Raw genomic sequence first — 23811 nt, 5'->3', positions numbered from 1 at the left:
GCCCTTCAACCCTGCCGGGAGCCCACATGCCGCGCCGTCTGTTCAAACGCTACATGCCGGACCCGACCAGCATCCGCGAACATAAATCCTTACGCTTCTTCGGCAAGCTGCTGCACGACCCCAACCTCTGGCACCTGAATCGCCATTCGGTGGCGCGGGCCATGGGCGTCGGCCTGTTCGCCGCGCTCATTCCCATCCCCATGCAAATGCTGCTGGCCGCCGCGCTGGCCATTCCCGTGCGCGGCAACCTGCCGATCGCGGTGAGCCTGGTGTGGCTGACCAACCCGCTGACCATGCCGCCGGTGTTCTTCGTCACCTACATGACCGGTGCCTGGCTGCTGCAGGTGCCGCCACGCACGCTGCCCGAGTCGATCACCGTCGACTGGGTCACCGAGCAGCTGGCGACGATCTGGCAACCGTTCCTGCTCGGCTCGGTGGTGTGCGGGGTGGTGCTGGGCGTGCTCGCCTACTTCACCACCATGGGCTACTGGCGCTGGTGGGTGGGCCGGCAGTGGCGCCGGCGCCAGTGTCGCTGCGCTGCCAACCCCAACCAGGGCTCAGGCGCGCATGCCGCGGCCGCTGACCAACAGGCGCACGCACAGCACGTAGAGCACCGCGGTGGCCACCAGCATGAAGCTGATCGCCGTGCCAATACTGATATCCGACACCCCTAGGATGCCGTAGCGGAACGAGTTGACCATGTGCAGCACCGGGTTTGCCAGCGATACGGTCTGCCAGAACGGCGGCAGCAGGTTGATCGAGTAGAACACCCCGCCCAGGTAGGTCAGCGGTGTCAGCACGAAGGTCGGGATGATCGAGATATCGTCGAAGTTGCGGGCGAACACCGCGTTGACGAAGCCCAGCAGCGAGAAGATGGTCGCGGTCAGCAACACCACGATGACGGTCACCCCCAGGTGATGCACCTGCAAATGGGTAAAGAACAGCGACAGGAAGGTCACGATCACCCCCACCGCCAAGCCGCGCAACACGCCACCCAACACATAGCCGACCAGGATGGTGTGCGGCGACACCGGCGACACCATCAGCTCCTCGATGGAGCGCTGGAACTTGCTGCCGAAGAAGCTCGATACCACGTTGCCGTAAGAGTTGGTGATCACCGACATCATGATCAGCCCAGGCACGATGTACTCCATGTAGGTGAAGCCACCCATGTCGCCGATCTGCCGGCCGATCAGGTTACCGAAGATCACGAAGTACAGGACCATGGTGATCGCCGGCGGCAGCAGGGTCTGCGGCCAGATACGCAGGAAGCGCCGCACTTCGCGGTAGACGATGGTGTTCAGGGCGACCCAGTTGGTGCGCAGTTCCACACTCATACGGCCACCTTCGACAGGTTCTTTTCCACCAGGGACACGAACAGCTCCTCGAGTCGGTTGGTCTTGTTGCGCAGGCTCTGCACCTCGATGTTCTGCAGCGCCAGCTGGCCGAACAGCGCGGTGATGCCAATGTCCTTGTCCACCTGAACCTCCAGCGTGTGCGGGGTGATCAGCCGGCACGGGTAGCCCTGCAGCTCGGGCGCGGCGGGCAGGTCGTGGCGCAGGTCAAGGACGAAGGTCTCGACATGCAGCTTGCCCAGCAGCTGGCGCATGCTGGTGTTCTCGACGATGGTGCCGTGGTCGATGATGCCGATGTTGCGGCACAGCTGCTCGGCCTCTTCGAGGTAGTGGGTGGTGAGGATGATGGTGATGCCTTTCTGGTTGAGCTCGGTGAGGAAGCTCCACATCGAACGGCGCAGCTCGATGTCCACCCCCGCAGTCGGTTCGTCGAGGATCAGCAGGCGTGGCTCGTGGATCAGCGCCCGGGCGATCATCAGCCGGCGCTTCATGCCGCCGGACAGCGAGCGCGAAGGCACGTCGCGCTTGTCCCACAGGCCCAGTTGCGTGAGGTACTGCTCGGCCCGCTCCTTGGCCACCTTGGGCGGGATGCCGTAGTAGCCGGCCTGGGTAACGACGATATCGAAGGTCTTCTCGAACTGGTTGAAATTGAACTCCTGGGGCACCACGCCCAGGCAGCGCTTGAGCGCCGCGGGAGAGCGGTCCAGGTCGTTGCCGAACACGTTGACCGTGCCGCTGGTCTTGTTCACCAGGGTCGAGAGAATGCCGATGGTGGTGGACTTGCCGGCGCCGTTGGGGCCGAGCAAGGCGAAGAAGTCGCCTTCGGCTACATCCAGGTCGATGCCCTTGAGGGCCTGGAAGCCGTTGCCGTAGGTCTTGGTCAGCTGTCGAATGGACAGGGCGGAACTCATGGCGGGTCAGGTACCGATGAAAAAGGTTCGGGACACGCCAGGCAAAGACACTGGCGCAGTGAGTGCGGCCATGGTGCAAGGCCCGGCCGCACAAGTACAGTCACATGTATCGATAGTGATTATCGAAGTGGCGTCACGTCAGGGCGGTCATCACCGCCGCCTGGTAGGCCGGGCGTTGCTTGAGGCGCTCGTACCAGGCTTCGAGGTGATACATGGCCGGGCGTTCAATCGGCATTTCGAACCAGGCGTAGATGAAGCTGCCCAGGGGGATGTCGCCCATGCCGATCTGCTCGCCGGAAAGGTACGGCTGCTTGGCCAGGGTCTCGTCGGCGATGGCCAGCAACTGGGCGCACTGCTTGTGCGCGGCGTTGATCGCCACCCAGTCGCGCTGGTCCTCGGGGGTGCGCAGCAGGCCCCAGAACAGCGGGCGGAACGGGCCGGCGAAGGACGAGGTGGTCCAGTCCATCCACTTGTCCGCCAGGGCGCGCCGGCGCGGGTCGTCCAGGTACCAGCCCTGCTCTGCACCGTACTCGGCGCACAGGTAGCGCACGATGGTGTTGGACTCCCACAGCACCAGATCGCCGTCTTCGAGCATGGGCACCAGGCCGTTGGGGTTCAGGGCCCGGTAGTGCGGTTCGTTGACCACGCCGAAGGCGCCGCCGGCATCGATGGACTCAAAGTCCAGGCCCAGCTCGTGGGCGATCCACAACGCCTTGCGCACATTGCTCGAATTCTTGCGGCCCCAGATCTTCAGCATGGCAACGTCCTTATGAATGCGGGAGGTGGGACAGTCTACTCCAAGCGGTGAGCGGTGCCAGCGGCCCCCGCGTTCTGTCAGATATTTCCGAATCTGAAACAAAATGCTTCAGCCAGCAAAGCTTGGGAACTATCCTACGCGCTTGCCGGAAGCCGCCGCGTTGTCGGGGAAATACCCCAGGGATAACTTCACCGGGTCGCCACATTTGGTGACCGGGCGTGAGAAACCCGACTACATATGACAACCAGCGGCTTCGTCATGGTGGCCGTGTGCGGGCAGACTTCCGTCTGACCGGGTTTGTCCTATGTCCCGGTTTTCTCACCTCGTACACGGCCGCCACCCTGACCTCGTGAGAAAGGACCTGAATGGCGGTTTCATTGACCGCATAGGACTCTCTACCATGAAAAAAATCGTCCCAGACCCACCCCGCCTCGCCCCCTTCATCAGCATCCGCCCCACCCTCACCCGCGAAGAAGCCATGTCCGCCGCCGTCGAAGTGGCCACCGCCATTTCCGACGTCCTCGATATCTACTTCAAGACCAAGCCCGGCGAAACCCAGGACCGCCTGTTCACCGCCAGCGACTACCTCGGCCAGCTCGCCTGCGCCCTGCTCGAGCACAAGCCACAGGTGCAGCCATGAGCCGCGGCCATACCGCAGGCCGCACCACCTGCCTGGACCTGTTCAAGATCGAGCCGGGCGTTACCTTCGAGGATGCCTTCAGCGAGCTGTCGGTGCTGCTCGGCTGCATTCGCCACCTGACCTGCGAAGCGGAAATGGAGGGCGACCTGCTGGCCGGCAGCTCGGCGCGCATCCTCAGCGCCATGGCCAAGGCGCTGATCGACGACATGGAACTGGGGTTGAATCGCGCCAGATAATCTGATGACCGCATCGCGGGGCAGGCCCGCGCCCACGCCCACATTGCATATCTGGCGTGAGAGCGGGCTTGCCCCGCGATGACTGCATGACATTCCCCACCGAACTCCCAGCGCCCCGCCCTGTCATTTCCTAGGCAGGCCATCCACCCCGGCGCGTCTAAGCTCTTTGGGTTGGCCTAACGCTCGCTTCCAAGGAGGAAGAATCATGTTGCTGTTGTGGTTGCTGGTCCTGGTGCTTGGCGCCGCGTATCTCTTGCACCGGCGCCTGGCGCCCCTGCAGATCCTCGCGGCCATCGCCGCCTATACCCTGCTGATGGGCATCTTCAGCACCGCGCCAGGCTGGCTGCTGGCGCTGATCTGGGTGGTGATCGCCGTCAAGGCGGCCTTCTTCGCCCTGCCGGAGCTGCGCCGTAAACTGTTCACCGCACCGATGTTCAGCTGGTTCCAGCGCGTCCTGCCGCCAATGTCCCCCACCGAGCGCGAAGCCATCGATGCCGGCACCGTGTGGTGGGACGGCCACCTGTTCAGCGGCCGCCCCGACTGGGACACCCTGCTCGACTACCCCGCGCCCAAGCTCAGCGAGGAAGAACAGGCCTTCATCGACGGCCCCACCGAGCAACTGTGCGCCATGGTCAGCGACTGGCAGATCGGCCAGGACCTCGACCTGCCGCCGCAGGCCTGGGACTTCATCAAGCAGCACGGCTTCTTCGCCCTGATCATCCCCAAGGAATACGGCGGCAAGGGCTTCTCGGCCTACGCCCACTCGCAGGTGGCGATGAAACTGGCCACCCGCAGCGGCGACCTGGCCTCCACGGTGATGGTGCCCAACTCCCTGGGCCCGGCCGAGCTGCTGCTGCACTACGGCACCGAGGCGCAACGCAATCACTACCTGCCGCGCCTGGCCCGCGGCGACGACATCCCCTGCTTCGCCCTCACAGGCCCCCTGGCCGGCTCCGACGCCGGCGCCATGCCCGATACCGGCGTCATCTGCAAAGGCCAGTGGCAAGGCGAGGAAGTCATCGGCCTGCGCCTGAACTGGGAGAAGCGCTACATCACCCTCGGCCCGGTAGCCACCCTGCTGGGCCTGGCTTTCAAGGCCTACGACCCCGAGCACCTGCTGGGTGAGCAGGCCGAGCTGGGCATCAGCCTGGCGCTGATCCCCACCGACCTGCCGGGCGTGGAGATTGGCCAGCGCCACCTGCCCCTGGGCGCGGCGTTCATGAACGGGCCCAACAGCGGCAAGGACGTGTTCGTGCCGCTGGACTGCCTGATCGGCGGCCAGGAAATGCTCGGCAAGGGCTGGATGATGCTGATGAACTGCCTGTCGGTGGGCCGCTCCATCTCCCTGCCCGCGGTCGGCACCGGCGCGGCCAAGTACACCAGCCTGGTCACCGGCCAGTACGCCCGCGTGCGCGAACAGTTCAACGTGCCGCTGGCCGCCTTCGAGGGCATCCAGGAGTCGCTGGCGCGCATCGGCGGCAACGCCTGGCTGATGGACAGCGCCCGCCTGCTCACCGCCCAGGCCGTGGACCTGGGCGAAAAACCCTCGGTGTTGTCGGCAATCCTCAAGTACCACCTCACCGAGCGCGGCCGCGAATGCATCCAGCACGCCATGGACGTGCACGGCGGCAAGGGCATCATCATGGGCCCGAACAACTACCTGGGCCGCAACTGGCAAGGCGCGCCGATCTTCATCACCGTCGAGGGCGCCAACATCCTCTCGCGCAACCTGATGATCTTTGGCCAGGGCGCCATCCGCTGCCACCCGTTCGTGCTCAGGGAAATGGCCCTGGCGGGGCGCGAGGACCATGACCAGGCGCTCAAAGAGTTCGACGACCTGCTGATGCAGCACATCCTGTTCGCCGCCGGCAACGCCGCCAGCACCCTGGTGCTGGGTCTGGGCCTGGGGCATTTCGAGAAGGTCCCGGGCGATGCCCTGAGCCAGGGCTATTTCCGCGCCCTCAACCGCCAGGCGGCGGCCTTCGCCCTGCTGGCCGACCTGTCGATGATGCTGCTGGGCGGTGCGCTCAAGCGCCGCGAGCGCCTGAGCGCCCGACTGGGCGATGTACTCAGCTACCTCTACCTGTCCAGCGCCGCGCTCAAGCGCTACCACGACCTGGGCTCGCCCGAGCACCTGCGCCCGTTGTTGCGCTGGGCAATGGAGGAAAACCTGGGCCAGGCGGAAAAGGCGCTCGCCGCGCTGCTCGACAACTTCCCCAACCGCTTCATCGGCTGCGCCCTGCGCGTGCTGGTGTTCCCATTTGGCCGCAGGCATAGCGGTCCGAGCGATGAGCTGGATGCCGAGGTGGCCGCCTTGATCGGCCGGCGCAAAGGCGACCCGGCGCTCGAAGCAGTGCTGGAGGGCTGCTTCAGGCCTCAAGCCGAAGGCGACCCGGTGGCCGCGCTACAGACGGCCTGTGACCTGCTGGACGATGTGGCCCCGCAGCACAAGGCGCTGCATCAGGCGGTCAAGGAAGGCAAGGTGCAGGCGGCAGCCGGGCAATCGGTGATCGACGCCGCCATCGAAGCAGGTGTGCTGCAGGGAGAGGAAGGCCAGCGCCTGAATCAAGCCGAGCAGGCACGCCGGGTGGTGATCGATGTGGATGCGTTCGACAAGGCGCAACTGGAGCCTGTGACAGGCAAGATTCGCTGATAGGACGACGGGGCCGCTGTGCGGCCCTTTCGCCGGCTTGCCGGCGATAAGGCCGGTACCAGCAACACAAGTGCCCTGACGATCAACGCCGGGTGCCTCCCTCGCCCAACCGGCGTATACTCCGCCCCCCGTTTCAACCACCGAGGAGCGCCGCCATGGCCAACCCCCACCTGGAATACCACCTGCAACTGCTCCACCACCTGCGCACCATCCTGGCCGCGCTGGGTGAAGCCGAACAGGTTCCGGAGGAAAGCCACGCCCTGTTCCTCGAGCGCTTCGACGAACTGCTCACCCTGCTGCCGCAGGACCCGCTGCAAAGCCAGTACCTGGGCCAGGACCTGATCTGCCAGGTGATCCAGCGCTATCCGCAGATCGCCCACCTGGTGCCGCGTGATTTGTTGTGGTTCTTTGGTGGCGATTGCCTGCACTTCATGCCGGATGAAGAGCTGGAGCTTTACCAGACGCTAGAAGAGCGCCGGTACGAAGCAGAGCAGAGCGGTGAAGCGTTTGATTGGCATCAAGAAAAGCAACTGCTAGCCAAACCTGCTCAGGGTGATATTCACTGATCTGGTATAGATGCATCCCGGCCTGATCTGGGCCGGGAACCCCAATCGCCATAGCAGGGCAAGTGAACTCACTCTGACAAATCACGATCTAGCAAGTCAGGGGAAATACTAGCCTTGCCCCCAAAAAAATGATGCGCCGAAGAAAATAAGAACTCGGCTTCCAGTCGAAGTCGCTGTACCTGCGAAGGGGGGTGCTGCCCTTTACTTTCTTCATAACGCCTCCACGCATCGACCGCCCGTTTACATATCTCCAGCTGGACTTCCAAATCCGTCTTTCCGATCGTCACGGTCATTGCTCCTTCCTTGTTCAAGGGAGAATGGAATCAGGTGCGCCCAACATTCCCCCCTGACAGAGTAAACTGATGGAGCGAGTCCGAACGAACATCGGGCTCGTAACGAGTAGCATCATGCCGTTGTACGCCTCCAGACGACATTAGCCAACTAGTAAAATTGATAGGCATGCCGAGCCAGCTCGCCCCAAAAACCAACCATACGAGCAAAAAAAAACGCCACTTCAAACGAAGTGGCGTTTTCAATTTGGAGCGGGAAACGAGACTCGAACTCGCGACCCCGACCTTGGCAAGGTCGTGCTCTACCAACTGAGCTATTCCCGCAGGGTGAAGCTTTACCGCATGTGGCGTGAAGCGCCTTGAAGACCTTCACCACCTGCACCGTCGGAACGATGCATTTAAACTGGAGCGGGAAACGAGACTCGAACTCGCGACCCCGACCTTGGCAAGGTCGTGCTCTACCAACTGAGCTATTCCCGCAAATATGGCGTCCCCTAGGGGACTCGAACCCCTGTTACCGCCGTGAAAGGGCGGTGTCCTAGGCCACTAGACGAAGGGGACTAAGCCGACGCTTTTCAGCGCACCAGAACATGAACCTCACGATTCAGCCTGGATTTTCTTTTCCTGCCCTGCCGAAGCAGTGCCGGAGAAACTGGAGCGGGAAACGAGACTCGAACTCGCGACCCCGACCTTGGCAAGGTCGTGCTCTACCAACTGAGCTATTCCCGCAATGTGGCGTCCCCTAGGGGACTCGAACCCCTGTTACCGCCGTGAAAGGGCGGTGTCCTAGGCCACTAGACGAAGGGGACACGCTGCTCGCATTACCTATTAAAGTACTGCTTGCTTTCACTCCCTGCCGCGTTTCGCTGTGTGCTTTACGCTGCAAGTGGCGCGCATTCTATGGATGCCTCGCAGGGTCGTCAACCCCTTTGTAGAAATTTATTTAAATCAATGACTTCCCGTCGTCATGGGCAGTGATGCAGGATGTGTCCGGGGATTGGCGTTGCTTTTCTGACGCCGGCTCGGCAAGCTCGTAGCGATGTGCCAGCATCTGTAGGTTTTGGATTACGGGCCGATACATATAGGCAAGGCTTGAGGGCCTGATCGCGGGGCAAGCCGGCTCCCATGAATCCGCCACAGATTCAATGGAGCGCAGGCTGTTCCGCCGGGCTGCACTGTTCGCTTTCGGGCGGACTCACTACACTCTCGATAGATGCAAAACTTCTTCATGAGGCGTTAACGGTGACACCACTTCTGATCACCCTGCTTATCGTTGCAGGTATCGCGCTGCTGATCGTGATCGGCTACCTGAACAATGTGGTCGAGAACGGCAAGCTCGAGCGTGCACGGCTCAAGGTCGAGCTGGCCGACCGCCTGCGCCGTTGCGGCGAGATCACCGAGACCTTCCCCGGGCAATTCATGACGCCCGCGCTCAAACTGCTGCTGACCCGCCTCGAACTGAACCTCAACCAGCGCCAGCTGGCCCTGGACAAGCACAGTGGCGACCTCAAGGCGCGCATCGCCGAGCTGGAAGGGCTGATCGCCCAAGGCGAGAGGATACCGGTCAGTAACCCGCCCTCGCCCATCCAGACCGAGGTAAAGGCCAAGGACGTGCGCTTTTTGCTGGAACTGCTGCACAACCAGATCGTGCGTGCCACTCAGGAAGGCTTCCTGGCGACCAACGAAGGCAAGTATTGGGTCAAGGAGATCCGCCATATCCTGGTGCTGCTGCATATCGAGTTCTTCAACAACCTCGGCCAGCAGGCCCTGCAGCAGAACCAGCCGGGCCAGGCGCGCCTGGCCTTCGAGCGCGGCGTGCAGTACCTGCGCAAGCAGCCGGAGCCCAAGCAGTATGAAGAGCAGCTGACCTACATGGAGAAATTGCTGAACCGGGCCAACGCCCAGGTGCTGGACCAGATGGAGCCGGCAGAGAACGACCAGAACGCGCTGACCCAGGGGCTCAAAACCGATGAGGACGAGACCTGGAAGAAGAAGGTGATCTACGACTGACAGTACCGGCCCTGTCGCGGGCAAGCCCGTTTCCACGCCGTAACAAGAACAAGGGGCCTTCGCAGGCCCCTTGTTCATTTCAGCAGTCGGTCAACTCGAGGAACACCTCGACCAGGCGCTCCAGCCCCGCCTGGTCAGCCGCGCTGAAGCGCGCCAGCTTCGGGCTGTCCAGGTCGAGCACGCCGATCAGCCTGCCCGCCTTGACCAGCGGAATCACCAGCTCGCTGTTCGAGGCACTGTCGCAGGCGATATGCCCGGGGAAGGCATGCACGTCCTCCACTCGCTGGGTGCTGCGGGTGGCAGCGGCGGCGCCGCATACACCCCGGCTGAACGGAATGCGCACGCAGGCTACCTGGCCCTGGAACGGGCCGAGCACCAGCTCTTCGTTGCGGTTGATATAGAAGCCCGCCCAATTCAGGTCGTCCATCTGGTTGTACAAAAAGGCCGAGAACTGCGCGGCGTTGGCGATGAAGTCGCGCTCGTCGGCGAACAGCGCCTGCACTTGCGCGGCCAGCAGGTCGTAGCCGTCGAGGCCTTGGCCACTGGCGTTGAGGTCGATCATTTATTTCTGCTCCAGCAATTGCAGCCCGACCCAGTAGCGGGCGAACTGATAGGCACAACGGCCATTACGGTTGCCGCGGCCGGTGGCCCAGCGCACGGCGAGGATGTCGAGCGCTTCGCTGCGCTGCCACTGCAGCCCGGCCGGGCGCGCCAGCTGGCCGATCCAGTGCTCGACCACGTTGAGGAAATGCTCCTGGCTGAACGGGTAGAACGACAGCCACAGGCCGAAGCGGTCGGACAGGGCGATCTTGTCCTCCACCGCTTCGTTGGGGTGCAGCTCGCCGTCGACCATCTTCCAGTTTTCGTTGTCGCTCTGCTTCTCCGGCACCAGGTGGCGGCGGTTGGAGGTGGCGTACAGCAGCACGTTGTCCGGGGCCTGCTCCAGCGAGCCGTCGAGCACGCTCTTGAGTACCCGGTAGTCGCCCTCTCCGGCCTCGAACGAGAGGTCGTCGCAGAACAGGATGAAGCGCTGCTTGAGCTTGTGCAGTTGCTCGACCACCCGCGGCAGGTCGGCCAGGTGGTCGCGCTCGATCTCAATCAGGCGCAGGCCCTGGCCTGCGTGCTCGGCCAACAGCGCGCGCACCAGCGACGACTTGCCAGTGCCGCGCGAGCCCCACAGCAGGGCGTGGTTGGCCGGCAGGCCGTTGATGAACTGGTGGGTGTTGCGGCCCAACTGCTCGCGCTGCTGGTCGACGCCAATCAGGTCGGACAGGCGGATATCGAGGCTGACCTCCAGCGGCATCAGGTAGCCGCTGCGGCCATCGCGCTGCCAGCGGGCGGCGAGGGTGCGGGTCCAGTCGATGTCCGGGCGCGGGGCCGGCAGCAGGGGTTCGAGGCGGGCGAGGACTAATTCGGCGCGGTCGAGAAAAGCGGTAAGGCGGGCGTCCATGGCGACTCCTATTGATTTCAGTTTTTGGGGCGCGCAGCGGCCCTTAATCGACGCTCAACTGAAATGAACAGACAGACCCGCCAGCAGCCAGGGCTGATCGGCTATGCTTGCGCAGCGCACGGAGCAAGTAACCGGCTTGGGACCCATGGATATCAAGTTCACCAATCGCCTGTCATACAAGCAAGCCCGGTTGACAGTCCTGGTCGGCTTCATCCTGGGAACATTGCTCAGTCTCATCCAGATCGGCATCGATTATGCCAGCGAAGACGCGTCCATCAACCGTGAAATTCAGGCGCTGCTGAAGATCAGCCACGACACGGCCTCGCGCATCGCCTACAACATCGACACCGAGCTTGCCCAGGAGCTGACCGGCGGGCTGTTGAAATCCCCGGCGCTGATCCGTGCGCGGTTGATCGACAACAACGACACGGTGCTGGCCGACGTGCAGCGACCGCGCATGGAAAGCCGCTACCGGCCGTTGTCGGACTTCCTGTTCGGCGAGCAGCGGGTGTTTCAGGACCGGCTGTTCCTCGCCCATATGCCCGAGGAATACCTCGGCACCCTGTACCTGGACGTCGACACCTACGCCTTCGGCGGGCGCTTCCTCGACCGCGCCGGGGTCACCTTGGTCAACGGCTTCGCCCGCAGCCTGGTGCTCACCGGTATTCTCCTGGCGCTGTTCTACCTGATGCTGACCAAACCGCTGGTGACGGTAATCGGCGCGCTCAGCGGCAACGATGCGCGCACGCCCAGGCAGAACCGCGTGGACTGCCCCAAGGGCCACGAGAACGACGAGATCGGCGTGCTGGTACGGGTCGCCAACCAGCAGTTCGTCAGCATGGCCACCGAGATCCAGCAGCGGCGCACCGCCGAGAACCGCCTGACCCAGTACCTCAACGAGCTGGAAGATATCGTCTCGGCTCGCACCAACGAGCTCAAGGCCAGCAACAGCCGCCTGAGCCTGTCCAACCAGGAGCTGGACGAAGCGCGCCAGCGCGCCCTGGACATGGCCCAGGCCCGCGCCGCCTTCCTGGCCAACATGAGCCACGAGATCCGCACGCCGCTCAACGGCATGCTGGGCATGATCGCGCTGGCGCTGGACAGCGGCCTGGCCGCCGAGCAGCGCCAGCAACTGTCGATTGCCCACGACTCAGGCAAGGTGCTGGTGGAGCTGCTCAACGATATCCTCGACCTGTCGAAGTTCGACGCCGGCCAGCTGGAGCTCGAGCGCATCCCGTTCGACCTCGGTGCGATGGTCGAGGACACCGCCAACCTGCTGTCGCAGAATGCCGCGCCCAGTGTCGAACTTACCTGCCTGATCGCTCCGGATTTTCCCAGCACGGTGCTGGGCGACCCGACGCGAGTACGGCAAATCGTCAGCAACCTGTTGTCCAACGCGCTCAAGTTCACCCGCTTCGGGCGTGTCGATGTGCGCCTGAGCAGCATCGTCGGCGGCGTGCGCCTGGAAGTCAGCGACACCGGCATCGGCATCCCCGAGGAGGCCCAGGCACGGATCTTCCAGCCGTTTACCCAGGCCGGCGCGGGTATCACCCGCCAATACGGCGGCACCGGGCTGGGCCTGGCCCTGACCCGCAACCTGTGCAAGGCCATGCAGGGACATCTGCATATTCATTCCGAGACCGGTTTCGGCAGCCGTTTCAGCGCCGACCTGCCACTACCGGCGCACACCGAGGCTATCCCGCCAGCGGCAATAAGCGGACGCGTGGTGGCCCTGGGCAACCCCGGCAGCGGCCTGGCCGAGCTGCTGCAAGGGCTGCTGCCGCGTTGGGGGCTGGATTACACGCGCCATGAAGACGCCAGCGCACTGGCTGGCCTGCCGGTCGACCTGCTGATCACCGACGACCTGGAACACGTGCTCGACCTGCGCCCGGCCATCGCGGCGCCGATCCTGCTGGTGACCGCCTACGGCAACTTCCTGCCTGCCGAACAGGCCGAGCAACTGCAACCCTTGCAGCAGTTGGCCCGGCCCCTGGCGCGCAATGCCCTGTACCAGACGCTGCGCCGCACCCTGCATGGGGAACCCAACGCGCCGCTGCCCCACGAAGTGCCGGCAATGCGGGAGCTCAGGGCACGCATCCTGCTGGTGGAGGACAACCCAGTGAACCAGCTGGTCGCCAAGGGCATGCTGGGTAAACTCGGCTGCCAGGTGCAGGTGGCTGCCCATGGTCAGGAGGCTCTGGACTGCCTTGAACGAGATACCTTCGACCTGGTGCTGATGGACTGCAACATGCCGGTGATGGACGGCTACGAGGCCAGCCGACGCATCCGCCAGAGCAGCCGCTGGCCAGAGCTGCCAATCGTCGCACTGACCGCCAACGCCATGCCCGAGGAGCGCGAACGCTGCCGCGCCGCGGGCATGAACGACTACCTGGCCAAGCCGTTCCGGCGCGAGGAACTGCTGGCGCTTATCGAGCACTGGGTGCCGGTCAGCGGTTGAGCAGCGGCTCTATCGCCGTTTTCAGCGCCTCGGGCTTGGTGGTCGGGGCAAAGCGGGTGACCTTGCCGCTGCGCGGGTCGACCAGGAACTTGGTGAAGTTCCACTTGATCTTCTGCGAGCCCAGCAGGCCCGGGGCGCGGCGCTTGAGCTCGGCGAACAGCGGGTGGGCGCCGGGGCCGTTGACTTCGATCTTGCGAAACAGCGGGAAGCTCACGCCGAAGTTGAGCTCGCAGAACTGCGCGATCTCCCGGGCGTCGCCCGGCTCTTGCTTGCCGAACTGGTTGCAGGGGAAGCCCAGCACCACCAGGCCCTGGTCGCGGTAGTCCTGCCACAGGCGCTCAAGGCCCTTGTACTGCGGGGTGAAACCGCACTGGCTGGCGGTGTTGACCACCAGCAGCGCCTTGCCGGCGAAGTCGCCCAGCACTTTCTGTTCGCCACCGAGGGTGACGCAGGGGATGTCCAGCAGCGCATCGGCCATGTTCGCTCTCCGTCAATCGCGTGGCTTGAGGTCCAGGCACACCGAGTTGATGCAGTAGCGTAGCCCGGTCGGCGGCGGGCCGTCGGGAAATACATGGCCCAGGTGGGCGTCGCACTGGGCGCAGGTGACTTCGGTGCGGATCATGCCGTGGGAGGTGTCGCGGATCTCGATCATCGCGGCCTCCTCGATCGGCGCGTAGAAGCTCGGCCAGCCGCAGCCGGAATCGAACTTGGTCTTGGCGTCGAACAGCGGCAGGTCACAGCAGATGCAGTGGTAGACGCCGTCGCGGCGCTCGCTGTTGTACTTGCCGCTGAACGGCCGCTCGGTGCCTTTCAGGCGGCACACCTGGTACTGGGCCGGATCGAGCATGGCGCGCCATTCGTCCAGGGTTTTGTCGATCTTTTGCATGGTGGGACCTCGGCAGGCTGAATTTCACCTCGCACCGGCTTTTCCCTGGCGCGGGTGGCACGTATATTAGTTGGCTTCGTGTGCAAGGCAGTCAGTCTGGCACCCGGTTCCCGCCCTTTCAAACCTTTCGAAAGCAGGCGGCGCGTATTCTCACTCGGGATCTCATCATGCAGTTCAGCAAATCGAACAAGCTCGCCAATGTCTGCTACGACATTCGCGGCCCAGTGCTCAAGCACGCCAAACGCCTGGAAGAGGAAGGCCATCGCATCCTCAAGCTGAACATCGGCAACCCGGCGCCGTTTGGTTTCGAGGCGCCGGACGAGATCCTCCAGGACGTCATCCGCAACCTGCCCACCGCCCAGGGCTACAGCGACTCCAAGGGCCTGTTCAGCGCGCGCAAGGCGGTGATGCAGTACTGCCAGCAAAAGGAAATCGAAGGCGTCACCATCGAGGACATCTACCTCGGCAACGGCGTGTCCGAGCTGATCGTCATGTCCATGCAGGCGCTGCTCAACAACGGCGACGAAGTGCTGATCCCGGCGCCCGACTACCCGCTGTGGACCGCCGCGGTGAGCCTGGCCGGCGGCAAGCCGGTGCACTACCTGTGCGACGAGCAGGCCGACTGGTTCCCGGACCTTGACGACATCAAGGCCAAGATCACCCCGAACACCAAGGCATTGGTGATCATCAACCCGAACAACCCGACCGGCGCGGTGTACTCCAAGGAGCTGCTGCTGGGCATGCTGGAGCTGGCGCGCCAGCACAACCTGGTGGTGTTCTCCGACGAGATCTACGACAAGATCCTCTACGACGAGGCCGTGCACATCAGCACCGCGTCGCTGGCCCCGGACCTGCTGTGCCTGACCTTCAACGGCCTGTCCAAGTCGTACCGGGTGGCGGGCTTCCGCTCCGGCTGGCTGATCATCTCCGGGCCCAAGCATCACGCCACGAGCTACATCGAAGGCATCGACATGCTGGCCAACATGCGCCTGTGCGCCAACGTGCCGGCCCAGCACGCCATCCAGACCGCCCTGGGCGGCTACCAGAGCATCAACGACCTGGTGCTGCCACCGGGCCGCCTGCTGGAGCAGCGCAACCGCACCTACGAGCTGCTCAACGACATCCCCGGGGTCAGTTGCGTCAAGCCGATGGGCGCGCTGTACGCCTTCCCACGCATCGATCCGAAGGTCTGCCCGATCCTCAACGACGAGAAATTCGCCCTCGACCTGCTGCTGTCGGAGAAGCTGCTGATCGTCCAGGGCACGGCGTTCAACTGGCCGTGGCCGGACCACTTCCGCGTGGTGACCTTGCCGCGGGTGGACGACCTGGAACAGGCGATCGGGCGTATCGGCAACTTCCTACGTACCTATTCGCAGTAAGCCATATCGCCATCGCGAGGCAAGTCGCATCGGTACGCCGATGCGACTTGCCTCGCGATGCTTTTGCCTTACATCCTGCAACGCTCTACCCCACAGCCCTCACGCCATCCTCTGCCATACTCCTCGCGTACACAGTTTGAAATAGTCGCCCGGTTGAATAGCAGCGCCCTCCCCCTTATATACCCCGCAGTACGCAACAAACTCATCCGTCAGGAGAACGTAACAACCATGATGCGCATTCTGTTGTTTGTAGCCACCAACCTCGCGGTGGTGCTGGTTGCAAGCATTACCCTGAGCCTGTTCGGCTTCAACGGGTTCATGGCCGCCAACGGGGTTGACCTCAACCTCGGCCAGCTGCTGGTCTTCTGCGCCGTGTTCGGTTTTGCTGGCTCGCTCGTCTCGCTGTTCATCTCCAAGTGGATGGCGAAGATGACCACCGGCACCCAGATCATCACCCAGCCCCGCACCCGTCACGAGCAGTGGCTGTTGCAGACCGTCGAGGAGCTGTCCCGCGAGGCCGGCATCAAGATGCCCGAGGTAGGCATCTTCCCGGCCTACGAGGCCAACGCCTTCGCCACCGGCTGGAACCGCAACGACGCGCTGGTGGCGGTGTCCCAGGGCCTGCTGGAGCGCTTCTCGCCCGATGAAGTGCGCGCGGTGCTGGCCCACGAGATCGGTCACGTGGCCAACGGCGACATGGTCACCATGGCGCTGGTGCAGGGCGTGGTGAACACCTTCGTGATGTTCTTCGCCCGCATCATCGGCAACTTCGTCGACCGGGTGATCTTCAAGAACGAAGAAGGCCACGGTATCGCCTACTTCATCGCGACCATCGTCGCCGAGCTGGTGCTGGGCATCCTCGCCAGCATCATCGTCATGTGGTACTCGCGCCGCCGCGAGTTCCGCGCCGACGAGGCCGGCGCCCACCTGGCCGGCACCGGCGCGATGATCGGCGCGCTGCAGCGCCTGCGCTCCGAGCAGGGCCTGCCGGTGCACATGCCCGACACGATGAAGGCCTTCGGCATCAACGGCGGTCTCAAGCATGGCCTGGCCGGCCTGCTGATGAGCCACCCGCCGCTGGAAGACCGCATCGACGCCCTGCGCCGTCGCGGCTGATCCAGACAGCAACAAGAAAGGGCGACTTCGGTCGCCCTTTTCATTGCCCCGCGATAGCTTCAACGCCGAACGCTGTAGACTCGCTCAACCAAACTTTCGACACCAGCTTTGAGAAACTTCGGACTCTCGTCGAGAATCTCCCCCGCCTCGACCTCATCGACCCGCCACCCGGCAAACCCCGCCCGCACCTCGGCGTCCGGCACCGAGAACGGCGGCCCGTCGATCACGGCCTGGTCGTAGTCGAGGGTCACCAGCAGGCCGCGGCAGGCCGCTGGCAACTGCTCGCCCAACAATGCCATGTAGCGCTCGCGCATCGGCTCAGGCAAGGCGATCAACGCCGCCCGGTCGTACACCCCCGCGCAATCAGCCAGATCCTCGGCACGCAGGGCGAACACATCGCCGCACCACAGCTCCACCTCGTCGCTGCGCCACACTTCGAAGCCCCCGTGCCGCGTCACCTGCGCCAACAGCCCGTGCTCGGCGAAGAAATCCTCCACCGCCCGTCGCGACAGTTCCACACCCAGCACCCGATACCCTTGCGCGGCCAGCCAGAGCATGTCCAGGCTCTTGCCACACAGCGGCACCAGAACCCGTGCGCCCGGGGCCAGCCCCAACGCCGGCCAGTGCGCCTGCAGGTACGGGTTCACCTGAGCCTGGTGAAAGCCGATCTGGTTGTCCGCCCACCGCTTGTGCCAGAACGCTGGCTCCATGATCCCTCCCGGTTTTTCGATAAAAGCCTGTGAAAACTTATATTGGATCTCGATCGAAGGCTGATCGAAGATGGCAGCATCTTACCTGCCAGGACCCCGTCATGCTGCCCAGCCTGTTCATTTCCCATGGCTCACCCATGCTCGCCCTGCAACCCGGCGCCAGCGGCCCGGCCCTGGCCGCGCTGGCCCGCGCCCTGCCCCGCCCGAAGGCGATCGTGGTGGTGTCGGCGCACTGGGAGAGCCGCGAACTGCTGGTGATGAGCAACCCACACCCGCAGACCTGGCATGACTTCCATGGTTTTCCGCCGGCCCTGTACGCGGTGCACTACCCGGCTCCCGGCGAACCGGCACTGGCGCAGCGGCTGGCCGGGTTGCTCGGCGCCCGCCTGGATGAGCAGCGGCCTTTCGACCATGGTGCCTGGGTGCCACTGGCGCTGATGTATCCGCAGGCGGAGATTCCGGTAGTCCAGGTGTCGCTGCCCAGCCAGGCCGGCCCCGCCCTGCAACTGAAGGTCGGGCAGGCGCTGGCGCAGCTGGGTGAGGAAGGCATCCTGCTGATCGGCTCGGGCAGCATCACCCATAACCTGGGTGAGCTGGACTGGCATGCCGGGCCGGATGCGGTCGAGCCCTGGGCGCTGGCGTTTCGTGATTGGGTGGTGGAGCAGCTGAAGGCGGGAGACGAGGCGGCGCTTGTGGACTATCGGCGCCAGGCACCGTTTGCAGTGCGCAATCATCCCAGTGACGAGCACCTGCTGCCGCTGTTCTTCGCCATGGGCGCTGGCGAGCGGTTTGGCATCGTTCACCAGGGATTCACGCTGGGGGCGCTGGGGATGGATATCTATCGGTTCGACTGACGCTCCCATGCACATGGTTACATGTGCTGGACACAGGCAAAAAAATCCCCGACCTAGGCCGGGGATTTTTTATTGCAGCGCCAGGATCAGTCCTCGCGGTAGCGACGCAGCTTCAGCTGCTTGCCGGCTACGCGGGTGTCCTTGAGCTTGGTCAGCAGGCGCTCGAGGCCGTCTTCCGGCAGCTCGATCAGGCTGAAGCTGTCACGCACCTGGATACGACCGATGGCATCACGCGCCAGGCCACCCTCGTTGAGGATAGCGCCCAGCAGGTTCTTGGCGGCGATGCCGTCACGGGCACCCAGGGCGGTACGGCAACGCACGCGGCCTTCAGCCAGCGGCATCGGCGCGCGACGCTCGCGGTCACCACGGTCGCTGCGCTCACCACGCTCGGTACGCTCGCCAGTGCTGCGCTCACGCGGAGTGTGGGTCGGCACCAACGGCTGCTCGCGCTCGACCGAAGCCAGGTCCAGCGCCTGGCCATTGGTGGCCTTGCGCAGCAGGGCCGAAGCCAGGGCACGGGCACTGCAACCCAGGTCGGCGGTCAGGCGGTCGAACAGCTCGCCATGGCTGGCCTCGGACTCGGCCACCAGTGGCGCCAGGCTCTTGGTCAGCTTCTTGATGCGTGCGTCCAGCACGGCCTGCGGGTTAGGCAGGCGGGCTTCGGCAACCTTCTGCCCGGTGACACGCTCGATCACCTGCAGCATGCGGCGCTCACGCGGGGTGACCAGCAGCAGCGCACGGCCATCGCGACCGGCACGGCCAGTACGGCCGATACGGTGCACGTAGGACTCCGGGTCGTACGGCATGTCGACGTTGAACACGTGGGTGATGCGCGGCACGTCCAGACCACGGGCAGCGACGTCGGTGGCGACGACGATGTCCAGGCGGCCATCCTTGAGCGAGTCGATCACGCGCTCACGCTGGTTCTGGGCGATGTCGCCGTTCAGCGCGGCAGCCTTGTAGCCTTTGGCTTCCAGGGCGGCAGCCAGGTCCAGGGTGGCTTGCTTGGTACGCACGAAGGCGATCAGCGCGTCGAACTCTTCCACTTCCAGCAGGCGCAGCACGGCCGGGATCTTCTGGTCGGCGTGGACCATCAGGTGGGCCTGCTCGATCGCGGTCACGGTCTGGGTCTTGCTCTGGATCTTGACGTGCTTCGGCTCGCGCAGGTGGCGCTCGGCGATGGCACGGATCGAGGCCGGCAGGGTGGCGGAGAACAGTACGGTCTGGCGGGTTGCAGGGATGGCGTCGAAGATCACTTCGAGGTCGTCCATGAAGCCCAGCTTGAGCATTTCGTCGGCTTCGTCGAGTACCAGGTACTGAACGGTGGACAGGACTTTCTCGTCGCGGCGCAGGTGGTCGCACAGGCGGCCAGGGGTGGCCACGACGATTTGCGCGCCGTTACGAATGGCACGCAGTTGTGGGCCCATCGGGGCACCACCGTAAACAGCCACCACGTTAACGCCCGGCATCTGCTTGGCGTAGGTTTCGAAAGCGGTGGCTACTTGCAGCGCCAACTCACGGGTTGGCGCCAGGATCAGGGCTTGCGGTTCGCGCTTGCTCACGTCGATCTTGTTGAGGATCGGCAGGGCGAAGGCAGCGGTCTTGCCGGTGCCAGTCTGCGCCTGGCCGATCATGTCGTGACCGGCGAGGATGATCGGGATCGACTGATGCTGAATAGCCGAAGGCTCTTCGTAGCCGGTGGCCAGAACAGCAGCAACGATATTCGGATTGAGATCGAGAGCGGCGAATCCGCCGGTTTCCTGGGTCATGGGTCTGCCTCTAGGTGCATCCGCAAAGACCCATGCTCCAAAACTGCACATGCCTTGAAAGACCAAGCGGTCACCCAGGCAGTTTTGGCGGCGGGGATTTGCGAAAACGATTGAAAAAGGAACATCTTGGGAAGGTCCGACTAGCGGACGCGCAGCCGAAGCTGGGTTCGGAGGATTTGCACCACCTGATTCGAGGTCCGCTAAAAGACCGGCGCGTACTATACCCGAATCCGCCGTGAACTGTGAGAAATATTTCTAGGATCAAGGCCAGGATTGGATCCAGGCTGAATCGTTTCCCCGCAGGCCCGGCGCTGCCCTCATCGATTCAGGTCGCCGGGCGGATGGCCTTGATCAGGTACTCCAGCGAGTACCCCAGCTGCGGCGCCAGGGTTGCGGCCCGCGCCCGCACGGCATCGATATCCAGCGTCTGCTCCAGGTCCGCCGGCACCAGCAGGATCACGTTACCCTCCTTCACCGGCAGTTCCCAGTAATGGCGATGGTACAGCCCACGCAACAAGGCCGCGCCCAGTGGCTTGCCATCGTCCCCGGCCCACTGGTTGATCACCAGCCACCCCCCTGGGTTGAGCTGCTTCTGGCAGTTTTCCAGGAACCCCCAGGCCAGATGCCCGACGCCGGGGCCATAGTCGGTATACAGGTCGACGAACAGCAGATCGGCCTTTTCGGCGCTGGGCAGCAGCTCGAGGGCGTCGCCTACCCGCACGTACAGCCGCGGATCGTCGTCCAGGCCCATGAATTCCATGGCCAGGCGCGGCACGTCCGGGCGCAGTTCGATGGCCTCGACGTCCTCCAGCGGCAGGAACTTCAGGCACGCCTGGGTCAGGGTGCCGGCGCCAAGGCCGAGGAACAACGCGCTTTCCGGCTGTTCGTGGCACAGCGCGCCAACCAGCATGGCGCGGGTGTAGTCGTACTCCAGCCAGCTGGGGTCGGCGGTGAAGGTGCAGCTCTGCTCGATGGCGTCGCCGAACTCGAGGAAGCGATAGTCATCCACCTCGTACACGCTGATGACGCCAAAGGCATCCTCGACCCGTGCCAGCAGCCGCTCTTCCCGCTCCGTCGCCATCCCTACCACCTGCCCGCGCAAAACCGCCATTGTCCGCCAATGCCGGTGGTGCAACAAGCACGCGCGGGCGTACCATGGCTGGCAGGCCTTAACGACACTTATGGATAGAGCTTGCAATGACCCGACAATGGACCCCTGACAGCTGGCGCACACTGCCGATCCAGCAGCAACCGATCTACCCCGACGCCGCGCACCTGCTGAAGGTCGAGCAGACCCTGGCCAGCTACCCGCCGCTGGTGTTTGCCGGCGAAGCCCGCGAGCTGCGCCGGCAGTTCGCCGAGGTGACCCAGGGCCGGGCGTTCCTGCTGCAGGGTGGCGACTGCGCCGAGAGCTTCGCCGAGTTCTCCGCGGCGAAGATCCGCGACACCTTCAAGGTGCTGCTGCAGATGGCCATTGTCATGACCTTCGCCGCCGGCTGCCCGGTGGTCAAGGTCGGGCGCATGGCCGGGCAGTTCGCCAAGCCACGCTCGGCCAACGACGAAACCATCGGCGACGTCACCCTGCCCGCCTACCGTGGCGACATCGTAAACGGCATCGGCTTCGACGCGAAAAGCCGCATTCCCGACCCCGAGCGCCTGTTACAGGCCTACCACCAGGCCACCGCCAGCCTCAACCTGCTGCGCGCCTTCGCCCAGGGTGGCTTTGCCGACCTGCACCAGGTGCACAAGTGGAACCTCGATTTCATCGCCAACTCGGCGCTGGCCGACAAGTATCACCAGTTGGCCAACCGCATCGACGAAACCCTGGCCTTCATGCGCGCCTGCGGCCTGGACACGGCGCCGCAACTGCGCGAAACCAGCTTCTTCACCGCCCACGAAGCGCTGCTGCTCAACTATGAAGAAGCCTTCGTGCGCAGCGACAGCCTGACCGGCGACTACTACGACTGCTCGGCGCACATGCTGTGGATCGGCGACCGCACCCGCCAGCTCGACGGCGCCCACGTCGAGTTCCTGCGCGGCGTGCACAACCCGATCGGGGTCAAGGTCGGCCCGAGCATGAACCCCGAGGAGCTGATCCGCCTGATCGACGTGCTCAACCCGGACAACGACCCGGGCCGCCTGAACCTGATCGTGCGCATGGGCGCCGGCAAGGTCGGCGACCACCTGCCGGGGCTGATCCGCACCGTGCAGCGCGAGGGCCGCCAGGTGCTGTGGAGCTCGGACCCGATGCATGGCAATACCATCAAGGCCAGCAGCGGCTACAAGACCCGCGACTTCGCGCAGATCCTCGATGAGGTCAAGCAGTTCTTCCAGGTGCACCAGGCCGAGGGCAGCCACGCCGGTGGCATCCATATCGAGATGACCGGGCAGAACGTCACCGAGTGCATCGGCGGCGCCCGGCCGATCACCGAGGACGCGCTCTCCGACCGCTACCACACCCACTGCGACCCGCGCATGAACGCCGACCAGTCGCTGGAACTGGCCTTCCTGATCGCCGAAACCCTCAAGCAGGTACGCCGCTGAGCAATGCCTGACGCAGCCGGCTGCCCTCGGCGCGGGGGCAGTTGAGCTGCACCTGCGCCAGGCCCAGCCAGTTGGCCAGCTTCTGCAGGCTGAGCGCCAACGCCTGGTAGCCCGCCTCGTCCAGCCCCATCGCCTCTTCGTGCACCGCATGCACCGCCAGGCGTCCGTGGGCGCGTTCGGCACGCAGGTCCAGGCGCGCGGCGATGCGCCCGTCGTGCAGGAACGGCAGCACGTAGTAGCCGTACACCCGCTTGTGCGCGGGGGTGTAGATCTCCAGGCGATAGCGGAAATCGAACAGGCGCTCGGTGCGATCCCGCGCCCAGACCAATGAATCGAACGGCGACAACAAGGCGCTGGCTTCGATGCGTCGGGGAATCCGTGGCACGCCCGCGACATACGCCGGCTGTTTCCAGCCCTGCACGGCGCAGGCCTGCAGGCGCCCGTCCTCGACCAGCACAGCCAGGGCGGCCTTGCTCTGTTGCGGCGAGAGGCGAAAGTAATCACGCAGGTCCTGTTCGGTGGCCACGCCCAGGGCGCCGGCCGCGTGCAGCAGCAAGCCCTGGTGCGCTTCAGCCTCGCTGGGCTGGGCCTGATCGAGGATTTCCACTGGTAGCACCCGCTCGGGCAGGTCGTACAGGCGCTCGAAACCGCGACGCCCGGCCACGGTGACCTCGCCAGCGGCGAACAGCCATTCCAGCGCGTGCTTTTCTTCGCTCCAGTCCCACCAAGGGCCGGCGCGCTCCTCGCGGGTCGACAGGCTGCCTGCACCCAACGCGCCGCGCTCGCGCACGGCAGCCAGTACCCGCTCGATGACCTCGCGCCGCTCACGGCCAAAGGTCGCCAGTTGTCGGTAGATGCCCTTGCCGTCGGCGGCGTGGGCCATGCGCCAGCGCATCAGCGGGTAGAGCTCCAACGGCAGCAGCGAGGCCTCATGCCCCCAATATTCGAATAGCCGCCGCTGGCGGCGCTTGCCCCAGGCGAGCTGGTCCAGCTGGTCGGCTGGATAGTCGCCAAGGCGCGAGAACAACGGCAGGTAATGGGAGCGCACCAGCGCGTTGACCGAGTCGATCTGCACCACGCCCAGGCGCTGGAGCATGCGTTTGAGATTGGCGAGGGTCGGCGGCTGCGCGGGCGACTTGCCAAAGCCCTGGGCGGACAAGGCCAGGCGGCGGGCCTGGGCGAGGGACAGGCTAAAGGACATGAGGTGGCTCCGTCTGGTGTCCAGAC

The 23811-nt window shown here is 64.4% G+C and carries 23 protein-coding genes and 5 tRNA genes; 11 read left to right on the top strand and 17 right to left on the bottom strand.

Going from position 1 to position 23811, the window contains the following annotated elements:
* The first annotated feature begins 26 nt into the window (after positions 1 to 26).
* On the top strand, positions 27 to 674 hold the full coding sequence (locus tag LU688_RS08825; RefSeq protein ID WP_158659543.1) for a DUF2062 domain-containing protein: 648 nt from the start codon (positions 27 to 29) through the stop codon (positions 672 to 674).
* On the opposite strand, the gene LU688_RS08820 is transcribed toward LU688_RS08825, so the two are convergent.
* The 3 genes from LU688_RS08820 to LU688_RS08810 form a co-directional block, all read right to left on the bottom strand.
* A complete protein-coding gene (locus LU688_RS08820; protein WP_023631459.1) occupies positions 558 to 1337 on the bottom strand; it encodes an ABC transporter permease in 780 nt (259 codons plus the stop codon). The two genes, LU688_RS08825 and LU688_RS08820, sit on opposite strands and share 117 nt — an antisense overlap.
* Positions 1334 to 2266, bottom strand: coding sequence for an ABC transporter ATP-binding protein (locus tag LU688_RS08815; RefSeq protein ID WP_104444245.1), 933 nt, complete (start codon positions 2264 to 2266; stop codon positions 1334 to 1336). Before LU688_RS08815 ends, LU688_RS08820 begins: the two co-directional genes overlap by 4 nt.
* 133 nt (positions 2267 to 2399) lie before the next feature.
* The gene (locus LU688_RS08810; RefSeq protein WP_104444246.1) at positions 2400 to 3023 is read right to left on the bottom strand and encodes a glutathione S-transferase; all 624 of its coding nucleotides are present in this window, start codon (positions 3021 to 3023) and stop codon (positions 2400 to 2402) included.
* Positions 3024 to 3423: 400 nt separating this feature from the next.
* Here LU688_RS08810 and LU688_RS08805 point away from each other — a divergent pair, with 400 nt between their 5' ends.
* The 4 genes from LU688_RS08805 (at position 3424) to LU688_RS08790 (ending at position 7118) form a co-directional block, all read left to right on the top strand.
* Entirely contained in the window at positions 3424 to 3663 is a 240-nt protein-coding gene (locus LU688_RS08805) for a hypothetical protein (RefSeq protein ID WP_023631456.1), read from the top strand.
* Positions 3660 to 3899, top strand: a complete 240-nt coding sequence (locus LU688_RS08800) for a DUF3077 domain-containing protein (RefSeq protein ID WP_023631455.1) — start codon at positions 3660 to 3662, stop codon at positions 3897 to 3899. The genes LU688_RS08805 and LU688_RS08800 overlap by 4 nt, the downstream gene beginning before the upstream one ends.
* A 205-nt stretch (positions 3900 to 4104) precedes the next feature.
* Entirely contained in the window at positions 4105 to 6552 is a 2448-nt protein-coding gene (locus tag LU688_RS08795; RefSeq protein ID WP_160291066.1) for an acyl-CoA dehydrogenase, read from the top strand.
* Positions 6553 to 6707: 155 nt separating this feature from the next.
* The gene (locus tag LU688_RS08790; protein WP_023630023.1) at positions 6708 to 7118 is read left to right on the top strand and encodes a PA2817 family protein; all 411 of its coding nucleotides are present in this window, start codon (positions 6708 to 6710) and stop codon (positions 7116 to 7118) included.
* A gap of 68 nt (positions 7119 to 7186) precedes the next feature.
* Here the strand turns inward: LU688_RS08790 and LU688_RS08785 are convergent, their stop codons facing one another.
* The 6 genes from LU688_RS08785 to LU688_RS08760 all read right to left on the bottom strand — a co-directional run bounded on the left by LU688_RS08785 (position 7187) and on the right by LU688_RS08760 (position 8217).
* A complete protein-coding gene (locus LU688_RS08785; protein ID WP_023630022.1) occupies positions 7187 to 7411 on the bottom strand; it encodes a hypothetical protein in 225 nt (74 codons plus the stop codon).
* 245 nt (positions 7412 to 7656) lie between these two features.
* A tRNA-Gly gene (locus LU688_RS08780) sits at positions 7657 to 7732 on the bottom strand.
* A gap of 80 nt (positions 7733 to 7812) precedes the next feature.
* Positions 7813 to 7888 (bottom strand) — tRNA-Gly (locus LU688_RS08775).
* Positions 7889 to 7893: 5 nt separating this feature from the next.
* Positions 7894 to 7969 (bottom strand) — tRNA-Glu (locus LU688_RS08770).
* 92 nt (positions 7970 to 8061) lie between these two features.
* Positions 8062 to 8137: transfer RNA gene (locus LU688_RS08765), tRNA-Gly, on the bottom strand.
* Positions 8138 to 8141: 4 nt separating this feature from the next.
* Positions 8142 to 8217 (bottom strand) — tRNA-Glu (locus LU688_RS08760).
* Positions 8218 to 8650: 433 nt separating this feature from the next.
* Between LU688_RS08760 and LU688_RS08755 the strand changes: the two genes are divergently transcribed.
* The gene (locus LU688_RS08755) at positions 8651 to 9418 is read left to right on the top strand and encodes a hypothetical protein (RefSeq protein ID WP_023628839.1); all 768 of its coding nucleotides are present in this window, start codon (positions 8651 to 8653) and stop codon (positions 9416 to 9418) included.
* A gap of 79 nt (positions 9419 to 9497) precedes the next feature.
* Here the strand turns inward: LU688_RS08755 and LU688_RS08750 are convergent, their stop codons facing one another.
* Together LU688_RS08750 and LU688_RS08745 are read right to left on the bottom strand one after the other, a co-directional pair.
* On the bottom strand, positions 9498 to 9980 hold the full coding sequence (locus LU688_RS08750) for a GAF domain-containing protein (protein WP_023628840.1): 483 nt from the start codon (positions 9978 to 9980) through the stop codon (positions 9498 to 9500).
* Positions 9981 to 10868, bottom strand: a complete 888-nt coding sequence (locus LU688_RS08745) for an ATP-binding protein (protein ID WP_094010661.1) — start codon at positions 10866 to 10868, stop codon at positions 9981 to 9983. It lies immediately after the preceding gene.
* A 103-nt stretch (positions 10869 to 10971) separates the two neighbouring features.
* Here LU688_RS08745 and LU688_RS08740 point away from each other — a divergent pair, with 103 nt between their 5' ends.
* Positions 10972 to 13326 (top strand): response regulator, encoded by a 2355-nt coding sequence (locus LU688_RS08740; protein WP_104444260.1) that lies wholly within the window; start codon positions 10972 to 10974, stop codon positions 13324 to 13326.
* On the opposite strand, the gene LU688_RS08735 is transcribed toward LU688_RS08740, so the two are convergent.
* Positions 13316 to 13804 (bottom strand): glutathione peroxidase, encoded by a 489-nt coding sequence (locus LU688_RS08735; protein WP_094010662.1) that lies wholly within the window; start codon positions 13802 to 13804, stop codon positions 13316 to 13318. The genes LU688_RS08740 and LU688_RS08735 overlap by 11 nt on opposite strands.
* A 12-nt stretch (positions 13805 to 13816) precedes the next feature.
* The gene (gene msrB / locus LU688_RS08730; RefSeq protein WP_023631702.1) at positions 13817 to 14212 is read right to left on the bottom strand and encodes a peptide-methionine (R)-S-oxide reductase MsrB; all 396 of its coding nucleotides are present in this window, start codon (positions 14210 to 14212) and stop codon (positions 13817 to 13819) included.
* A gap of 167 nt (positions 14213 to 14379) precedes the next feature.
* Between msrB and LU688_RS08725 the strand changes: the two genes are divergently transcribed.
* Both LU688_RS08725 and htpX read left to right on the top strand, forming a co-directional pair.
* A complete protein-coding gene (locus tag LU688_RS08725; RefSeq protein ID WP_038705667.1) occupies positions 14380 to 15591 on the top strand; it encodes a pyridoxal phosphate-dependent aminotransferase in 1212 nt (403 codons plus the stop codon).
* Between the two features lie 228 nt (positions 15592 to 15819).
* Positions 15820 to 16707: a protease HtpX gene (gene htpX, locus LU688_RS08720; protein WP_038705666.1), complete on the top strand. Its 888-nt coding sequence runs from the start codon at positions 15820 to 15822 to the stop codon at positions 16705 to 16707.
* 59 nt (positions 16708 to 16766) lie between these two features.
* On the opposite strand, the gene LU688_RS08715 is transcribed toward htpX, so the two are convergent.
* Positions 16767 to 17417, bottom strand: a complete 651-nt coding sequence (locus tag LU688_RS08715) for a thiopurine S-methyltransferase (RefSeq protein ID WP_038705665.1) — start codon at positions 17415 to 17417, stop codon at positions 16767 to 16769.
* Positions 17418 to 17518: 101 nt separating this feature from the next.
* On the opposite strand from LU688_RS08715, the gene LU688_RS08710 reads away from it, so the two are divergent.
* Positions 17519 to 18271 (top strand): DODA-type extradiol aromatic ring-opening family dioxygenase, encoded by a 753-nt coding sequence (locus LU688_RS08710; RefSeq protein ID WP_160291408.1) that lies wholly within the window; start codon positions 17519 to 17521, stop codon positions 18269 to 18271.
* 86 nt (positions 18272 to 18357) lie between these two features.
* Here LU688_RS08710 and LU688_RS08705 read toward each other — a convergent pair whose 3' ends face one another.
* A complete protein-coding gene (locus LU688_RS08705; protein ID WP_038705663.1) occupies positions 18358 to 20040 on the bottom strand; it encodes a DEAD/DEAH box helicase in 1683 nt (560 codons plus the stop codon).
* Positions 20041 to 20365: 325 nt separating this feature from the next.
* The gene (locus tag LU688_RS08700; protein WP_023630401.1) at positions 20366 to 21121 is read right to left on the bottom strand and encodes a spermidine synthase; all 756 of its coding nucleotides are present in this window, start codon (positions 21119 to 21121) and stop codon (positions 20366 to 20368) included.
* 116 nt (positions 21122 to 21237) lie between these two features.
* Here LU688_RS08700 and LU688_RS08695 point away from each other — a divergent pair, with 116 nt between their 5' ends.
* Positions 21238 to 22584, top strand: coding sequence for a class II 3-deoxy-7-phosphoheptulonate synthase (locus tag LU688_RS08695; RefSeq protein ID WP_038705662.1), 1347 nt, complete (start codon positions 21238 to 21240; stop codon positions 22582 to 22584).
* On the opposite strand, the gene LU688_RS08690 is transcribed toward LU688_RS08695, so the two are convergent.
* Positions 22565 to 23785 carry a winged helix-turn-helix domain-containing protein gene (locus tag LU688_RS08690; RefSeq protein ID WP_094010665.1) on the bottom strand — a complete coding sequence of 407 codons (1221 nt, stop codon included), beginning with the start codon at positions 23783 to 23785 and terminating at the stop codon, positions 22565 to 22567. The two genes, LU688_RS08695 and LU688_RS08690, sit on opposite strands and share 20 nt — an antisense overlap.
* Between the last annotated feature and the right edge of the window lie 26 nt (positions 23786 to 23811).

This window comes from Pseudomonas soli (assembly GCF_021283165.2).
GTDB lineage: Bacteria > Pseudomonadota > Gammaproteobacteria > Pseudomonadales > Pseudomonadaceae > Aquipseudomonas > Aquipseudomonas soli.
The sequence above is the reverse complement of the archived record's forward strand: the minus strand, read 5'-3'. Positions and strand labels throughout refer to the sequence as shown.

Bases quoted from the DNA above. Each gene is read 5' to 3' on its own strand.
- LU688_RS08825 (WP_158659543.1), top strand. From the start codon at position 27: ATGCCGCGCCGTCTGTTCAAACGCTACATGCCGGACCCGACCAGCATC.
- LU688_RS08820 (WP_023631459.1), bottom strand. From the start codon at position 1,337: ATGAGTGTGGAACTGCGCACCAACTGGGTCGCCCTGAACACCATCGTC.
- LU688_RS08815 (WP_104444245.1), bottom strand. From the start codon at position 2,266: ATGAGTTCCGCCCTGTCCATTCGACAGCTGACCAAGACCTACGGCAAC.
- LU688_RS08810 (WP_104444246.1), bottom strand. From the start codon at position 3,023: ATGCTGAAGATCTGGGGCCGCAAGAATTCGAGCAATGTGCGCAAGGCG.
- LU688_RS08805 (WP_023631456.1), top strand. From the start codon at position 3,424: ATGAAAAAAATCGTCCCAGACCCACCCCGCCTCGCCCCCTTCATCAGC.
- LU688_RS08800 (WP_023631455.1), top strand. From the start codon at position 3,660: ATGAGCCGCGGCCATACCGCAGGCCGCACCACCTGCCTGGACCTGTTC.
- LU688_RS08795 (WP_160291066.1), top strand. From the start codon at position 4,105: ATGTTGCTGTTGTGGTTGCTGGTCCTGGTGCTTGGCGCCGCGTATCTC.
- LU688_RS08790 (WP_023630023.1), top strand. From the start codon at position 6,708: ATGGCCAACCCCCACCTGGAATACCACCTGCAACTGCTCCACCACCTG.
- LU688_RS08785 (WP_023630022.1), bottom strand. From the start codon at position 7,411: ATGACCGTGACGATCGGAAAGACGGATTTGGAAGTCCAGCTGGAGATA.
- LU688_RS08750 (WP_023628840.1), bottom strand. From the start codon at position 9,980: ATGATCGACCTCAACGCCAGTGGCCAAGGCCTCGACGGCTACGACCTG.
- LU688_RS08745 (WP_094010661.1), bottom strand. From the start codon at position 10,868: ATGGACGCCCGCCTTACCGCTTTTCTCGACCGCGCCGAATTAGTCCTC.
- LU688_RS08740 (WP_104444260.1), top strand. From the start codon at position 10,972: ATGCTTGCGCAGCGCACGGAGCAAGTAACCGGCTTGGGACCCATGGAT.
- LU688_RS08735 (WP_094010662.1), bottom strand. From the start codon at position 13,804: ATGGCCGATGCGCTGCTGGACATCCCCTGCGTCACCCTCGGTGGCGAA.
- msrB (WP_023631702.1), bottom strand. From the start codon at position 14,212: ATGCAAAAGATCGACAAAACCCTGGACGAATGGCGCGCCATGCTCGAT.
- LU688_RS08725 (WP_038705667.1), top strand. From the start codon at position 14,380: ATGCAGTTCAGCAAATCGAACAAGCTCGCCAATGTCTGCTACGACATT.
- htpX (WP_038705666.1), top strand. From the start codon at position 15,820: ATGATGCGCATTCTGTTGTTTGTAGCCACCAACCTCGCGGTGGTGCTG.
- LU688_RS08715 (WP_038705665.1), bottom strand. From the start codon at position 17,417: ATGGAGCCAGCGTTCTGGCACAAGCGGTGGGCGGACAACCAGATCGGC.
- LU688_RS08710 (WP_160291408.1), top strand. From the start codon at position 17,519: ATGCTGCCCAGCCTGTTCATTTCCCATGGCTCACCCATGCTCGCCCTG.
- LU688_RS08705 (WP_038705663.1), bottom strand. From the start codon at position 20,040: ATGACCCAGGAAACCGGCGGATTCGCCGCTCTCGATCTCAATCCGAAT.
- LU688_RS08700 (WP_023630401.1), bottom strand. From the start codon at position 21,121: ATGGCGACGGAGCGGGAAGAGCGGCTGCTGGCACGGGTCGAGGATGCC.
- LU688_RS08695 (WP_038705662.1), top strand. From the start codon at position 21,238: ATGACCCGACAATGGACCCCTGACAGCTGGCGCACACTGCCGATCCAG.
- LU688_RS08690 (WP_094010665.1), bottom strand. From the start codon at position 23,785: ATGTCCTTTAGCCTGTCCCTCGCCCAGGCCCGCCGCCTGGCCTTGTCC.